Raw genomic sequence first — 14,250 nt, forward strand, 5'->3', positions numbered from 1 at the left:
GGGTGACCGGAGCACGGCGAGGAGATCGAGGGTGACGGCAGAAGCCGCGGAGGCGGTCGAGATGCGCGCGGCGCTGGTGCGGCTGCGCCGGGGCACGGGGTTGCCGGTGGCCTTCGGCGGCCTCACCCCGACCGCGGGCCAGGTACGGATCGCCGAGCTGAGCGGCGCGGCCACGCACGCGCTGCGCGGCCTCGCCGTCTCGGCGGGCAACGGCCTGGGCGGCAAGGCCCTCAGCCTCGCCCGGGCCTGCGCGGTCACCGACTACCAGGACTCGCGCCACATCAGCCACGAGTACGACGCCGCCGTCGCGGCCGAGGGGCTGCGCTCGGTCCTCGCGGTCCCGGTCGTCGTACGCCACCGGGTGCGGGGCGTGCTCTACGGGGCGCTGCGCGCGGCCCAGCCGCTGGGCGACCGGGTGCTGACCGCGGCGGTGATGGCGGCCCGCGACGTGGAGCACGCGCTGGTGGTACGGGACGAGGCGCGGACGCTCCTGGCGGCGGCGAGCGCCCCCGAGGCCGGGTCCGGCGCGGCGTGGGAGGAGGTCCGCGAGGTGCACGGGGCGCTGCGGGCCCTCGCCCCGAAGATCGTCGACCCGGCGCTGCGGGCCGAACTCCTCGCGGTCTGCGGCCGCCTGGCGTCGGCGTCCGCCCCGGCGCCGCAATCCGGCCGGGCGCCGCTGGTGAGCGCGGCGCGGTCCGGGGCGGCCCCGGTGGTGCTGGCGCCGCGCGAGGTGGACGTCCTCGCGTGCGTGGCGACCGGGGCGACCAACGCGGCGGCGGCCGAACGGCTGGGGCTGCGGCCGGAGACCGTCAAGGGGTACCTGCGCGCCGCGATGCGCAAGCTGGGGGCGCACACGCGGGGGGAGGCGGTGGTGGGGGCGCGGCGGGCGGGGTTGTTGCCGTAGGCGGGCAGGCACACGGTGCCTGCGCGGGTTGTCAGGGGCAGGGGTTTCGGTAGCGAGGGGATGAGGCGCGTGGTGTCGACGGACCGGTTCCTGGCGTTCGCGGCGATGTCGCTGCTGGTGATCGTGGTCCCGGGGCCGAGCGTGCTGTTCGTGATCGGCCGGGCGCTCGCGCACGGGCGGCGCACGGCGGTGGCGACGGCGCTGGGCAATGTGGTCGGCTCGTACCTGCTCGTGGTGGCCGTGGCACTCGGCATCGGCACTCTGGTGGAGCGTTCGGCCGAGCTGTTCCTCGCGGTGAAGCTGGCGGGAGCCGCGTACCTCGTGCTGCTCGGCGTCCAGGCGTTCCGCCACCGGCACGCCATGAAGGCGGCGGACCTCAGCGCTCCGGCGGCGCCGGCTCGCGGCGATCTGCGTACCGTGCTGGACGGGGCGCTGGTGGGCGTCACGAACCCGAAGGGCATCGTCTTCTTCGCCGCGGTGCTGCCCCAGTTCGTGGACCACGCGGCGGGCCGGCTGCCCGCGCAGATGCTCCTGCTGGGCCTCGTCCCGATCTCCATCGGCCTGGTCACGGACACGCTGTGGGGTCTGACGGCGTCGGCGGCACGCAACTGGTTCGCCCGTTCGGACCGCCGTCTGTCGCTGATCGGCGGGACGGGCGGGTTCGCGCTGATCGGGCTGGGGGTGACGGTCGCGGCGACGGGCCGGGCGGACTGAGACGTGCCTGACCGACGGGGCACTGAGGCGTGCCTGGCGGGCGGGGATCAGCGTGCGGGCTGCCTGCGTACGGTGCCGAAGTCGACGGAGACCGGGCCGGGCGCCTCCAGGACGGCGGCGGTGTGCTCGGCCTCGGCGACCAGCTCGTCGCGCGGGGCGCGGGCGAGGTCACCGAAGGGCTCCAGGGTGAGGGAGCTGCCGTCCGCGCCGTTCTCCTGGAGCGACCACAGCCCGGCGAGGAGGCCGTCGACGAGGAAGGTCGCGTAGGCCACGTTCCCCTGCCAGGCGCGGCCGCGGTCGGCCTCGCGCACCACGCGGGTGCGGTCGGCGTGGGAGAGCAGCAGGTTGTCGAAGCTCGGGAGGAGCCGGGGCGGCGCCGGTGCGTCCGGGTCGGGGCGCGGCGCGTCGGGCAGGTCGAACAGTTCGACGCCGTGCTCGTCGCGGAACGTCACGAGCCGGGGCCGCAGCCGCTCGAAGGCCTCCTTGGTGCGGGTGAGCCCGGCCCACTGCTGGAAGTCCTTGACGGAGGCGGGGCCGAAGGCGCGGAGGTAGCGGAGGACGGTGGCGTCGGGGGCGGGGGCGGCCGGGGCGGTGTCGGGAGCCGGGGGTGTGTGCGGGGCCGGGGTCACGGGCGCGGCCGCTGTCACGGGCGAGGCCGGCCGTCGTAGCCAGTGCTCGGCGGTGGTCAGCCGCACCCCGCCGCTGCGGCGCCACAGGCCGCGCGGGGTGACCTGGACGAGGGGCAGCGAACAGCGGGCGGCGGTCGACAGGGACTGCGGATCGGCGTCGGGCCACTCCTTCAGGAGCAGTTCGCGCAGTTCCTTCGGGGTACGGGGTTCCGCCTCGACGTACTCCCGGGTCAGGACGGCCAGGCGCGGCAGGTCCACCCCGGTGAGCCCCTTGCGGAACATGTGCAGCTCGCGGTCGCGCGCGGGCTGTACGAGGGGACGGAGCGTCATGCAGTCGTCGGCGGTGTGCAGATGGATCGTGGACCGCAGCGTGACGAGCCGGGCCACGGCCCGCTCCTCCAGGGCGCTCGACAGCGCGCCGGGGCGGAAGCCGTCGATCCTGGCGGCGAGCGCGACGTAGGGCGGCCGGACCTCCTGCGCCTGGAGCCCGACGAGGTGGGCGACGGCGTCCGTCACACCCATCGGGGCCCGCCGCAGCAGTAGTTGGCGCTCCAGGGTGGCCCGGCCGAGGGCGCGGGCGGTCAGCGGCTTCGTCGTCATAGGGCGAAGGTAGCGGGCGGGCGGGCGGCAGGTGCCCGTCATGCCGCTGCCGGGCGGTGACGACTTCGCTGGTTACGCTGCCCGGCGGCGGCACTCTCGCTGGTTACGCTGCCCGGGACCCGACGGCGGAAGGAGGCGGCGATGCCGCGACGGCAGGAGCGGCCCGGCCGGGACCGGCGCGGCGGAGCGCGCCGCTACACCTGGCGGCGGGGCGCGGCACCGGCCCCGGCGGCGCAGCCGCCCACGGAGCCCTCCCCCGACGCGCCGCCCGAGCAGGAGCCGGCAGGCAGCGTCGTCCACACGGCGCTGTACCGGGACGGGCTGCGGGTGGCCAGCCCCGACACGCTCACCGACACCTACCGGCAGCTGCACGAGCACCCGCGGACGGTGGCCTGGATCGGCCTGGCCCGTCCGACGGAGTCCGAACTCAAGTCGCTGGCAGCCGAGTTCGACCTGCACGAGCTGGCGGTGGAGGACGCGCTGGAGGCGCACCAGCGCCCGAAGCTGGAACGCTACGGGGAGACGCTCTTCGTGGTCCTGCGCGCGGCCCGCTACCTGGACGCGCCCGAGGAGGTCGACTTCGGGGAGCTGCACGTGTTCGTCGGCGCGGACTTCGTCATCACGGTCCGGCACGGCGCCGCCCCCGACCTCACGGCGGTGCGACACCGCATGGAGGCCAGCCCCGACCTCCTCGGCCTGGGCCCCGAGGCGATCCTGTACGCGATCCTCGACGCGGTCGTGGACGGCTACGCGCCGGTCGTCGACGGGGTCCAGAACGACATCGACGAGATCGAGACGGAGGTCTTCTCCGGCGCCCCCGAGGTCTCCCGCCGCATCTACGAACTCTCCCGCGAAATGGTGGAGTTCCAGCGCGCCACGCGCCCCCTGGTCGGCATGTTGCACGCCCTGATGGCGGGCTTCGCGAAGTACGGCACGGACGAGGAGCTCCAGCGCTACCTGCGCGACGTCGCCGACCACGTCACCCACACCAGCGAACGCGTCGACGGCTTCCGCCAGGCCCTCACCGACATCCTCACGGTCAACGCGACGCTGGTGACCCAGCAGCAGAACGCGGAGATGCGGGCGCTGGCGGAGGCGGGGTTCGAACAGAACGAGGAGATCAAGAAGATCTCGTCGTGGGCGGCGATCCTGTTCGCCCCGACCCTCGTCGGCACGATCTACGGCATGAACTTCGACCACATGCCGGAGTTGCACTGGGTGCTCGGCTACCCGTTCGCGATCACCCTGATGGCCATCGTCTGCGTCAGCCTGTACGTCATCTTCAAGCGCAAGGACTGGCTCTGACGGTGGCGCCGGAGCACGGCCCCACCACGGCGCGCGAGGTACGCGCCGGGTCCCGAGGCGGAAACTCGCACGTTTGTGTCGGCGGCAATCCGTTGTGCGGCCCCAGAGCCGCTGCAAGGATCTCGGAACACCTTCGCCGACCACGAGAGGCAAGCTGTGAAGTTCACCTTTGAGAGTCCTTCCCACGCGCCGACTCCGGTCGGAGGGGGAGCATGACGATCCCACGCATCTTCCGGCCCGAGTTCCAGGCGGCCGCCTCGCGGTTGAGCGTGCCGGAGATGGGGACCGATGTGGTGGCCCCCCTCCTCGCCCACCTGGTCCGGCTGCTCCGGCCACGTCGGGTGCTGGAGGTCGGCATGGGCTACACGACGCCGTTCCTGGCGGCTGAGCTGGCCGACCTCCGGGAGGTCGTCCGGACCGAAGCGGAGTCCCTCTCCGAGAAGACCCGCCGCCACCTCTCGGACGCGGGTCAACTCGACGACTCCTGGCTGCTCGCCGATCCCCCGCTGGTGACGCCTGCCGCCCACACCGAACCGTACGAGCCGCGTCTGGCGGTCGTGGACAACCTCCTGGACCCTGACTCTTCCGCCGGCCGGGTGACGGAGGTGCTCAAGGAGCTGGCGCTCGAAGACTCGGTCACCGTGGTGAACGCCGATCTCAAGGAGCTGGCCGACCATCTCCCGGCCGACTTCCGCCCCATCGACTTCGCCTGGGTGGACGCCTGGGAGTGCCTGTACTTCTTCGACCACCTGATGGACCTGGTCGACCCGGACGGTGGGGTGGTGGTCATGCACTACCTCATGACGTATCCGGAGGGCGAAGCAGTGCTGCGCTACATCGCCGAGTACCAGCGCCGGCACCCCGGTGAGCTGGAGGTGCTGAACCTGCTGGAATCACAGAAGCTGATGCAGAACAGCATCACCGTCCTCTCCCGGACGTCCGGCCGCGCCAAGCGCCGGTACGCCAAGCTCGGAGGCGCGATCGACTACGGCGACGAGTTGCACGCGGCAGCCCGACTGCAGGCGGGGAGCCGGTGACAACGCAGGCGGACACCCGCGACTTCCTGTTCGTCCTGGCCAGTCACCGCGCCGGCGGCCGGACCGAGGAGCTGGCCCGGAAGTTCGCCGCGGATCTCCCGCCCGCCGCCGCTCAGCGGTGGCTCCGGCTGGCCGACCTCACGCTGCCGGACTTCGTCGACCACCGCGGCGACGGGAGTGGGACGGTCCCTCCGGGCGAGAACGAGTCGCGGCTGCTCAAGGCCACGCTCGGAGCGAGCGACCTCGTCATCGTGTCACCGCTGTACTGGTACAGCGTCTCGGCGTCGGCCAAGCGCTACCTCGACTACTGGGGGCGCTGGCTGGAGCTGGAGGGCGTCGGCTTCAGGGAGCGCATGAAGGGCAAGCGGCTCTGGGCCGTGTGCACACTGTCCACGGGCAAGGACCTCGATGACACGCGCCCCATGATCGACATGCTCAGCAAGTCGGCCGCCTACCTCGGCATGGAGTGGAGTGGCGCACTGGTCGGCGACCATCACCTTCGTTGAGCAACGAGTGCGACCGGGACCACCCGAGGCCGGCCGGCTCGCGGCCGGCCCCTGCCGAACGGTAGGGACAGCGCCGCCGCTCAGTCAGTGAGGTCGAATGAATCAAGAAGATGGCTCTGGGCGATGAGATAGCCGAGCTGAGTCCGACTGGTGCTGCCCAGCCGACGAGAGATCCGCGCCACGTGGGCAGCGACCGTCCGCCGGCTCATTCCAAGGCTCCTGCCTATTTTGTCCTCCGTGTCACCCTTCACCAGCCGCTCCATGATGGTGATTTGCACATCGTCGGCCCATTTTCCTCTTCCGGCGCCCGGGACCGACGGTCCGGTCGGTAATCGACCGCCCCGCCACATCGAATCGAAATGGTTCGCCAGCGACTCGACGACGGCTTCCTCTCGCGCCTCGACCGATGCGCTGCCGACGAGAGTGAACGCGACCTCTCGGTCGAACACCGCGAATTGGGTGGGAACTTCATCGACGAGGCGTATCTGCAGACCGCTCTGCGGATCGCGGGACTCGAAAGCCCTCCGGGGGATGTGATCGCACAGGACGCGGACCCGGGGGAGAGTACCGCCGCCTCCCGCTGTGGCACGCAGCGAGTGCTGGACGGTGTCCCACCAGGCCGCCTCACGGTCCGCCACCGCGATAAGCGTCTGTCGGGCGCACGGCAGACGATCTTCCAAGACCCCGACTAACGGTTCCGCTTCCGATACGTCGACATTCTCTTTCACCTGCATGACGGCGTCGATCCCTCACTTGACTTACTCAGACGTGCTGCCCTGTTCCGTGGCGCAGTCGCCGGGAAACGGGCGGCGCGGTGCAGGTCGTAGGTCAGGACGGTGCCACACCACGGCACAGCCCGTCGCCACCGAATCCCAGGTACACGAGAACTCGCGCGACAGCCGGAATGAGAGCCGCTACCTCCGACCCGGGCCCCTTCGACCGGATCGCGAAGCTCACAGAGCTTCGGCGGCTACAGCGCGGGCCACTGTCACTCCTCCGAGGTGGACAGTTCCTCAGCGTTCACGGTCTGCGCGTCGACATGTTGGTTTCGTTCCAGGTGCTGGGCGCGTCGCATCCACGCGGGGGCGCTGTCGACGACGGTCAATCCAGCGTTGGCATCGATTTGATGATCGAAAAGGTGATACAGGTGCCCCACGTCATGCCCCCCATATTAGTTTCACAAACCCCACCGCCGAGCAGAGCGCCCACTTGAGCGGTCTGGCGTCGGCGGCTGGAATCAGCACTTCACCAATAGCGCACAGCATCAGGTCGAGCCGAGAAGCCCGAGATCACGATATAGGAACGGCTTATCGAAGGGAAGGTCTCAACTAACGGCCGGGGTTGAATTCGTGGTGTCGCGGAGCTGACACAGACGAGCCGTCCCGGAGGCGCACCACCGAAAGCGTAAAAGGCGAGTTCACATCAAGATCACGGGGTGCTTTGCACAGCTACAGCGGCGGCGAACCCGTCAGGCGCGGCGATGTCCCAGATGCTCCAGCCGACGGGTGCCTGCGCGGGGTGCTCCCCGGTACCGAGGTAGTCGCGGGACAAGTCCCCTGCCACCCCGACGCCCAGGCCCTTGAGATAGGCCTCCTTGCGGGTCCAGACCCGGGCGAAGGCGCGTGGGCCGGCCGTGGCGTCCCGGGCCCGGAGTTCGGCGGTCTCCCTCGGATGCAACAGCCGCCCTACGCCGGCGACGGCCGGCAGCTGCGGCAGGCGTTCGATGTCCGCACCCACCGGCGTCGAGGACAGCGCCAGCAGCACCATCGGACTGCTGTGGGAGAGGGAGAAGTGTACGGAGCCGGAACCCTCGGCGAGGGAGGGTCGTCCATGCGGGCCGCCGCAGCCGGGGCAAGGATCGCGCACCAGGCGCACCGCACGGGGGGAGCGTCCCGTGGCCGCGGCGAGCAGCTGACGCAGGGCCACATGAGCGAGCACGTAGGTGAGTCGGTCCTCCACGCGGCGGAAGGCAGCCGCGCGGGCGAGTTCGTCCTCGTCCAGCACGGTCGGCGCGAGCCGGGCGGCCAGGTCTCCGTCCCGCTCGGCGTCGGCTATCCACACCGAGGGCGTCCGCGGCCGCACCGGTGGCCTGGTCAACGAGAACGCGACGGGCTCTTTCGCGAACGGCATGGCTGGCACCCGTACAGCATAGGCAAGCGGTCACACGGGCATCACCGGGAGACACTGCCGCCGTGGAAGGCGGGCGCGGCGGTGTCGGCGTCCGGGCCGGAGGGCCGGTGCGCCCCCTGGGCCGGTGGAACCGGACCGAAGGCGGCCGCGAGTTGGTCGAGCAGAGGCGCCGCGGAAGGGTGCGGATCGCGACGTGGCGCGATCGCGTAGATGCCGCGGGTCGGAGGATCGACGAGAGCCACCGTGGTGACGTCGGTCCGCAGCGCGCGCGTCAGCACTCCGGGTATCAGGGCGATGGCGTGGCCGGTCGCGACCAGGGCCGTCTTGCCGAGCAGATCGGCCGCGGTGAGGTCGATGCGAGGGGTGACGCCGGCACGGGCGGCGTGCTGGCGCAGCAGCGACGCCGAGCCGTCGTTGTCCTCGACCCAGGTCTCGTCGGCCAGCGCCTGCACGGGTACGGGACCGCGCCCGGATCGGGGATGGCCGAGGGGCAGCACGACGACCATCTCGTCCATCCCGAGGAATCGTCGTTCGACACGCGTGTCGTGGGGCAGCCCCGGTGGCGCGTCGGTGACGACGGCGACGTCGAGGCTTCCGGCGGTCACGCGGTCGTGCAGCTCCGGGCTCAGCCCGGGCACGAGGTTCCATCGCAGGGGCCCGCCGGCGTCCAGCAGGCGGCGGATCGCCGCGGGCACGATCTCGGCGGCCAGCGACGGCGTCGCGCCGACGACCAGCGGCCGGCCGAGCGCCCCGTGGCGCACGTCCCGGATGGCGCGCAGGGCGCGGTCGGCCTCGTCGAGCGTGGCCAGGGCGTGGTGGCGGAAGACCTCACCGGCAGGCGTCGGGCGCACCCCGCGCACATGCCGCTGGATGAGCGGCACCCCGGCCTGGCGCTCCAGCCCCGCGATCTGCCGGGAGACGGCTGACTGCGTGTAACCGAGCTCGACGGCCGCCGCCGAGAGCGACCCGAGCCGGCACACCGTCACGAACGTCCGCCACGCTGTTAGTGCCATGACACGAGTATGCCTGCCCGGTATGCGAGTTCCGCATCGCTGCCCTGCGAGGTCTGCGCTTGTCGGGGCTCGTCCGGTACCCCAGGCTGGTGCGCATGACCGCACAGACGATCGCCGTCCTCGGCCTCGGACGCATGGGTACCGCTGTGGCGACACGCCTCGCCGACCAGGACTGGGACGTTGTCGGCTGGACGCGCTCCGGGCGCCCGGCAGACGGCGTCGCGACGGCCGACGACCCGAACGACGCCGTGGCGAAGGCCGGCATCGTCCTTCTTGCCCTGTTCGACGGTCCGGCCTGCCGGCAGGTCCTCGACCAGGTCCGCGACTCGCTGCGCGCGGACACCGTCGTCCTCAACATCAGCACCATCGCGCCCGACGAGGCCGCGGGACTGGCCCAAGACCTCGGTGCCTCCTACGTACACGCGCCCGTGCTCGGGTCGGCGCCGGCCGCCGCCGCCGGTTCCCTGCACATCCTCACCGCCGCCGACCAGGGCGCGCTCGACCGGGCCCGGCCCGTTCTGGAGGCGCTGGGCACCGTACGGCCGGTCGACGACGCCGCCACGGCCGCCGCGCTCAAGCTGGTCGCCAACAACAGCCTCGCCGGCGCCGTCCTCGCGGTGCGCGACGCGCTGCGGCAGGCCGACGCCCTGGGTCTGCCGCGCGCCGAAGCGCTGGACGTGCTGGAACTCGGCCAGCTCGGCGGGCTCGTGGCGCGTAAGCGCCCCTTCCTCACCGGCGAGCCCACCGAGGCCGCCCCGGCGACGTTCACCATCGGTGCGCTGGCCAAGGACATGGCCCTGCTGGCCGCCGCCTCCGACGTCCCCGTGCGCAGCGCTGCCGACCTGGCCGAGAGTCCTGCCGGCCCCGAGGCCGACATCGCCGTCGCCGCCACCGCCCCCGCCGTGGACGACGCCGTACTTGAGCCGCTGCGCGCCTACATCCGCGGACACGCCACCGGTGACCCCGCCCACTTCCGCGACGCGTTCCTGCCCAGCGCTCACATCGAGGGGCTTCGGGACGGCGTGTTCGTCTCCTGGCCACTGGACCAGTACTGCACTCTCTTCAACGGTCGGCCGGCCCCGGACGAGCCGGCCCGCTCGCGCCGTATCGACACCGTCGACGTCCACGACACCATCGCGACGGCGACCATGACGCTCTGGCACGGCGCGGACACGTTCACCGACATCTTCCTGCTGGTACGGGCCGACGGCGGCTGGCGCATCGCCAACAAGGCGTACCACCGGCACTCCTGACCGGCGGGAGCCCCGTGGTCTCAGCGAGACGCAAGACGGGCGGCGTCGATGTCCCGCAGGATGGCGGAGCTCACCGCCTCCACATGGTCGAACAGGTAGAAGTGGCCGCCCGGCCATGAGTGTGTCGTGGTCCGGGCTGTCGTCTGCTCGCTCCAGGGAGCGGCCGCCCCCGGCGGCGCCACCGGGTCGTTCTGCCCGGTGAACACCGAGACCGGAACGTGCAGGGGCGGGCCGGGGTGTCTCCGGTACGTGTCCACGATCGCCAGGTCGTCACGGAGCACGCGCATCATCACGTCGAGCACGTCCGGCATCGCGAAGACCGAGTCAGGGGTGCCGCCCAGTCTCCGCATGAAGGCGGTCAGCCGCTCCCGTGACCAGGAATGGCGCTGCGCCCGGTCGGGACCGCTCCCGGGAACCGCGGCCCCGGAGAGCCCCACCCAGACCGGCGGCACGGCCTCACGGGACAGCTCCCGGGCCGCCTCGAACGCGATCAGCGCACCCATGCTGTGCCCGAACACGGCGAAGGGGCCGTCCAGCAGGGGCCGCAACCTGGGCAGCAGGAAGTCGAGTGCCTGGCCGGAGGTGCGGCAGGCCCGCTGCCCCCTGGTCATCATCCGGCCGGGCAGGTCGACGGAGAGCATGTTCCAGTCGGCCGGGAAGAACGGGACGAACGGGGTGAAGGCCCCGGACGAACCCCCTGCGTGATGCAGGAACACCAGGGTGAACCGGGCCGGGTCCGCGCTCGGCTCCCCCGCGCGCAGTGCGGACGCGGCTGCCGGCCACCGCCGCAGGTCCGTCACCCCCGGTTCCAGGATCATGTCGTCGCGTCTCCTGTCAGGTCCTCGGCGTCGCGGTCGGCCCTGGCCGGTACTCCGCAGCCGTGACACCCCAGCTGAAGCCCACGCCGCTCGTACAGAGCAGGATCAGATCGCCCGCGTGCAGCCGTCCTTCGTCCTTCAGGTCGGCGAGGGCGATGAAGGTGTCCGCGGGGCCCTGGTGCGCGTAACGGTGGTAGTTGAAGACACTGCGTTCCGGCGCGATGCCGAGGTCGGAGAGCAGTTCCTCGTGCATCGACCTGTCGGTCTGGTTGATGAGCAGGTGCGCCACGTCCTTCCGGCTTTGGCCGAGGGCGTCGAGCGTCAGATCCACCAGCTCGGCCAGGTTCTTCAGATAGGCCGCGCGCAGACCGGAGCGGCGTCCCCGCCGGCGCACCCGGGTGACGAAGTCCTCACGGTCCGCGGAGTAGTAGTCCGCCCAGGAGGCGTCGGTACGCAGCTGCGCGTGCAGGATCTCGAACTCGCTCCGCTCCCGCCCCACCAGCACGGCGGCTGCCGCGTCGGCGAAGTTGAACAGCGCTTTGGACTCGGGGTCCTCGTGGTCGACGAGCTGGCTGAGCCGGTCGCCCAGCAGGACGAGGACGTACTCGCTGCGCCCCAACGTCGTCTCGTCGCACGCGAGTTGCAGCGCGGGCGCAGCGGAGTTGCAGAAGTTGACCACTTCCATGCAGTGCGCCTCACGGATGCCCAGCGCATCGGCGGCCTTGGCGGCCGGCGACCAGAACGCGGGCTCCCACTCGCCCGAGCCGGCGTAGATGACCTTGCCGATCGTGGCCGGGGCGACCCCGGACCGGTCCAGCATCGTGCGGGCCGCCCGGATGGCCAGATCCCACGGCTGCTCACCGGGGGCCAGCACGGGCCATTCCGGAGTGACGCAGATCCGCTGGATCTGGTCCACCGGCAGGCCCGAGGAGCGGGACAGGTCCTGCGCCCTGGCCCTGCCGCTCGGCAGCACGTAGGCGAAGTCGACAATGCCGCTCACGGTCGTTCTCCCGTCGGCGATCCGGTGGCGATCCGTCTCCTGACGTCTCCCAGCAGGTCCAGTCCGGCCAGCACCGCCTTGTGCGGCAGTCCGAAGTCGATCAGGCAGGCGATCTCGTCCACGCCGAGCGCGGCGAAACCGGCGGCGTTCCGCGCGGCCCTGTCCACGGTGCCCAGGAGGCCACCGCTCTCGAAGTACCGTTCGAAGGCGCGACCGATGATGAACTCGGTGTCCGCCGCGGACAGCTTCTTCGGATCGACCATCCGCGCACCGTCGTACCGGGCGCCCAGCAGCATCCTGAGCGAGCTTCCCAAGTAGTCCGACAGCGGCCCCCGGACCTGCTCCTTCACCTCCGCCTCGTCGTCACCCAGGAAGGTGTGCACCATCAGCGCGACGTGCCCGTTCCAGCCGTCGTGGCCTGGCCGTTCGGCCAGCGCCTCGCGGTAGGCGGTGATCTTCACCGCCAGTTCCTCCGGCTCCTGGCCCAGCAAGTGGGTGAGCACGCCGGCACCGAGCCGCCCGGCGGCACGGAAGGTGTCGACGCTGCCCGCGCTGGTCACCCAGACGGGCAGCTCGCGCTGGACCGGTTGCGGGTAGACGGCCACGTCCCGTTGCGTTCCGACTCCGTCCGTCAGGGACATCGTCTCGCCACGCCAGAGTGCCCGGACCTGCTCCACGTGCTCGCGGACGAGCCGGTGGCGGTCCTCGTAATTGCCGGGGGCGAGCACGAAGTCGGCCGCGTTCCACCCCGAGGCGAAGGAGACCCCGGCGCGGCCGCCGGAGATGTTGTCCACCACCGCCCACTCCTCGGCGATCCGCAGCGGGTGGTGCAGCGGGGAGACCACGCTGCCCGCCCGGATCTGGATCCGCTCGGTCACCGCTGCCACGGCCGCCCCGGTCACCGCGGGGTTCGGGTACAGGCCGCCGAACGGGTGGAAGTGCCGTTCCGGAGTCCATACGGCCGAGAAGCCGTTCTGATCGGCGAACCTCGCTCCGTCCAGCAGCAGTTGGTAGCGGTTGCCCTCGAACTCGCGGCTGTCGTTGGCGAAGTAGAACAGACTGAAGTCCACAATTGGCTCCTAGCTGGTTGTCTCGGGAACCGTCCGTCTCGGGGCGAACCGGTCCCTGGTCCCCTCGGCCCAGTGCACGGCGAGCGGCGCGGCCAGTCCCGCCGAGATCAGCGGCAAGGCCAGCAGCAACCACCCCGCCCAGGCGAAGTGGGTCAGTAGGTAGGTGGCCAGGGCCGGGGTCGCGACGGTGCCGAGTTGCACGGACATGGCGAACAAGCCCTGGTACTGGCCCTGCGCGTGGTCAGGGGCCAGCGAGAACGACACCGACCACTGCCCGGCGCCCTGCAGCATCTCGCCCATCGTGTGCGCCAGCAGCCCGACGGCCAGCAACAGCAGCGCCAGCCACAGCGACCGCCCCTGCATCAGCGCGAACAGCGCGCAGCAGGCCGCGAGCGCCAATCCGGCGCGCCGCAACGCCAGGCCTCCGCCCGCCGCGCGCTCGCTGCCCCTGCTCACCCGGACCTGGAGCAGCACCACCATCGCGGTGTTGATGATCAACGCCACCGAGTAGGTCCAGGCGGGGCTGGAGGTCTGCGTGGTGATCCAGATCGGCAGCGCGACGGTGAGGATCGTGATGTGCATGACGAGCAGGGTGTTGAGCAGCGCCAGCAGCACGTACGGGCGGTCGCGCAGGACCGCCGTGCGCCGCTCCCCCTTCTGGGCCGTCGCCGGGACCGAGGGCACGGCGAAGTAGGCGGCCCCCGAGATGAGGAACAGCACTCCCCCGAGGACGAGCACGCCGAGGTAGACCGTTCTGGTGTCGAAGTAGAGCGCGACGCCGCCCGCCATGGCCCCCACACCGATGCCGATGTTGGCCACCGACCGCATGTACGAGAAGGTGCGGACCCGCTCGTCCGGCGGGATCAGCCCCGCGACGAGCGCACCCCGTGCCGCGTCGGTCGCGGTCTCGGCCATCAGCGCCAGGCTGACCGCCACGATCAGCCCGACGAACCCGGTCACCAGCGCGTACCCGGCGGCGAACACGCCCAGCAGGAACAGGCAGACGATGGTGACGGACCGCGGCCCGAACCGGTCGGCGAGATGACCGGACGGGACGCTGCCCAGCATCCCGACGGCCGCGCCGAGGCTGAGCGCGAGACCGACCTGGTCGGCGGGGATGTCCACGGTCCGGGTGAAGTACAGGACACTGACCGACATCAGGATCCCGTGGCCGGCGGTCTTGGCCAGGTTGCTCAGGCTGAGCAGCCTGACGATGCCCGCCGGTGGGATGGTCTCACGGAGGAACTCGGTGAGGAATGGCATGCGCGCGT

14 protein-coding genes are annotated in these 14,250 nt (G+C 71.5%); 6 read left to right on the forward strand and 8 right to left on the reverse strand.

Annotation, left to right across the window (positions count from 1 at the left end; genetic code table 11):
* Positions 1-31 precede the first annotated feature (31 nt).
* The gene (locus tag ACIBW6_RS08630; protein ID WP_399058133.1) at positions 32-904 is read left to right on the forward strand and encodes a response regulator transcription factor; all 873 of its coding nucleotides are present in this window, start codon (positions 32-34) and stop codon (positions 902-904) included.
* A 69-nt stretch (positions 905-973) separates the two neighbouring features.
* A complete protein-coding gene (locus ACIBW6_RS08635) occupies positions 974-1,618 on the forward strand; it encodes a LysE family translocator (protein ID WP_399058135.1) in 645 nt (214 codons plus the stop codon).
* A gap of 47 nt (positions 1,619-1,665) precedes the next feature.
* On the opposite strand, the gene ACIBW6_RS08640 is transcribed toward ACIBW6_RS08635, so the two are convergent.
* Positions 1,666-2,847, reverse strand: a complete 1,182-nt coding sequence (locus ACIBW6_RS08640; RefSeq protein WP_399058137.1) for a winged helix DNA-binding domain-containing protein — start codon at positions 2,845-2,847, stop codon at positions 1,666-1,668.
* A 141-nt stretch (positions 2,848-2,988) separates the two neighbouring features.
* Between ACIBW6_RS08640 and ACIBW6_RS08645 the strand changes: the two genes are divergently transcribed.
* The 3 genes from ACIBW6_RS08645 (at position 2,989) to ACIBW6_RS08655 (ending at position 5,695) form a co-directional block, all read left to right on the forward strand.
* On the forward strand, positions 2,989-4,152 hold the full coding sequence (locus ACIBW6_RS08645; RefSeq protein ID WP_399058139.1) for a magnesium and cobalt transport protein CorA: 1,164 nt from the start codon (positions 2,989-2,991) through the stop codon (positions 4,150-4,152).
* A gap of 212 nt (positions 4,153-4,364) precedes the next feature.
* Positions 4,365-5,189, forward strand: a complete 825-nt coding sequence (locus ACIBW6_RS08650; protein ID WP_399058141.1) for a hypothetical protein — start codon at positions 4,365-4,367, stop codon at positions 5,187-5,189.
* Complete coding sequence (locus ACIBW6_RS08655; protein WP_399058143.1) at positions 5,186-5,695, forward strand: flavodoxin family protein; 510 nt, start codon at positions 5,186-5,188, stop codon at positions 5,693-5,695. Before ACIBW6_RS08650 ends, ACIBW6_RS08655 begins: the two co-directional genes overlap by 4 nt.
* 80 nt (positions 5,696-5,775) lie before the next feature.
* Here ACIBW6_RS08655 and ACIBW6_RS08660 read toward each other — a convergent pair whose 3' ends face one another.
* From ACIBW6_RS08660 to ACIBW6_RS08670, 3 genes are all read right to left on the reverse strand, one after another.
* Positions 5,776-6,429, reverse strand: coding sequence for a LuxR C-terminal-related transcriptional regulator (locus ACIBW6_RS08660; protein ID WP_399058145.1), 654 nt, complete (start codon positions 6,427-6,429; stop codon positions 5,776-5,778).
* Between the two features lie 694 nt (positions 6,430-7,123).
* A complete protein-coding gene (locus tag ACIBW6_RS08665) occupies positions 7,124-7,825 on the reverse strand; it encodes a 4'-phosphopantetheinyl transferase family protein (RefSeq protein ID WP_399058147.1) in 702 nt (233 codons plus the stop codon).
* Between the two features lie 41 nt (positions 7,826-7,866).
* Positions 7,867-8,838, reverse strand: a complete 972-nt coding sequence (locus ACIBW6_RS08670; RefSeq protein ID WP_399058149.1) for a LysR family transcriptional regulator — start codon at positions 8,836-8,838, stop codon at positions 7,867-7,869.
* A gap of 95 nt (positions 8,839-8,933) precedes the next feature.
* Between ACIBW6_RS08670 and ACIBW6_RS08675 the strand changes: the two genes are divergently transcribed.
* A complete protein-coding gene (locus ACIBW6_RS08675) occupies positions 8,934-10,091 on the forward strand; it encodes a nuclear transport factor 2 family protein (protein ID WP_399058151.1) in 1,158 nt (385 codons plus the stop codon).
* A gap of 20 nt (positions 10,092-10,111) precedes the next feature.
* On the opposite strand, the gene ACIBW6_RS08680 is transcribed toward ACIBW6_RS08675, so the two are convergent.
* From ACIBW6_RS08680 to ACIBW6_RS08695, 4 genes are read right to left on the reverse strand one after another with little or no spacing between them, the layout of a single operon-like run.
* Positions 10,112-10,909 carry a thioesterase II family protein gene (locus ACIBW6_RS08680; RefSeq protein WP_399058153.1) on the reverse strand — a complete coding sequence of 266 codons (798 nt, stop codon included), beginning with the start codon at positions 10,907-10,909 and terminating at the stop codon, positions 10,112-10,114.
* A gap of 16 nt (positions 10,910-10,925) precedes the next feature.
* Positions 10,926-11,909: a 3-oxoacyl-ACP synthase III family protein gene (locus ACIBW6_RS08685; protein WP_399058155.1), complete on the reverse strand. Its 984-nt coding sequence runs from the start codon at positions 11,907-11,909 to the stop codon at positions 10,926-10,928.
* Positions 11,906-12,979 (reverse strand): MupA/Atu3671 family FMN-dependent luciferase-like monooxygenase, encoded by a 1,074-nt coding sequence (locus tag ACIBW6_RS08690; RefSeq protein ID WP_399058157.1) that lies wholly within the window; start codon positions 12,977-12,979, stop codon positions 11,906-11,908. The genes ACIBW6_RS08685 and ACIBW6_RS08690 overlap by 4 nt, the downstream gene beginning before the upstream one ends.
* A gap of 9 nt (positions 12,980-12,988) precedes the next feature.
* Positions 12,989-14,242 (reverse strand): MFS transporter, encoded by a 1,254-nt coding sequence (locus ACIBW6_RS08695; protein ID WP_399058159.1) that lies wholly within the window; start codon positions 14,240-14,242, stop codon positions 12,989-12,991.
* Between the last annotated feature and the right edge of the window lie 8 nt (positions 14,243-14,250).

The organism is Streptomyces sp. NPDC049813 (assembly GCF_044465085.1).
Taxonomy (GTDB): Bacteria; Actinomycetota; Actinomycetes; order Streptomycetales; family Streptomycetaceae; genus Streptomyces.

Coding starts and splice junctions, on each gene's coding strand:
- ACIBW6_RS08640 (WP_399058137.1), bottom strand. CDS start 2,847: ATGACGACGAAGCCGCTGACCGCCCGCGCCCTCGGCCGGGCCACCCTG.
- ACIBW6_RS08645 (WP_399058139.1), top strand. CDS start 2,989: ATGCCGCGACGGCAGGAGCGGCCCGGCCGGGACCGGCGCGGCGGAGCG.
- ACIBW6_RS08650 (WP_399058141.1), top strand. CDS start 4,365: ATGACGATCCCACGCATCTTCCGGCCCGAGTTCCAGGCGGCCGCCTCG.
- ACIBW6_RS08660 (WP_399058145.1), bottom strand. CDS start 6,429: ATGCAGGTGAAAGAGAATGTCGACGTATCGGAAGCGGAACCGTTAGTC.
- ACIBW6_RS08665 (WP_399058147.1), bottom strand. CDS start 7,825: ATGCCGTTCGCGAAAGAGCCCGTCGCGTTCTCGTTGACCAGGCCACCG.
- ACIBW6_RS08670 (WP_399058149.1), bottom strand. CDS start 8,838: ATGGCACTAACAGCGTGGCGGACGTTCGTGACGGTGTGCCGGCTCGGG.
- ACIBW6_RS08675 (WP_399058151.1), top strand. CDS start 8,934: ATGACCGCACAGACGATCGCCGTCCTCGGCCTCGGACGCATGGGTACC.
- ACIBW6_RS08680 (WP_399058153.1), bottom strand. CDS start 10,909: ATGATCCTGGAACCGGGGGTGACGGACCTGCGGCGGTGGCCGGCAGCC.
- ACIBW6_RS08695 (WP_399058159.1), bottom strand. CDS start 14,242: ATGCCATTCCTCACCGAGTTCCTCCGTGAGACCATCCCACCGGCGGGC.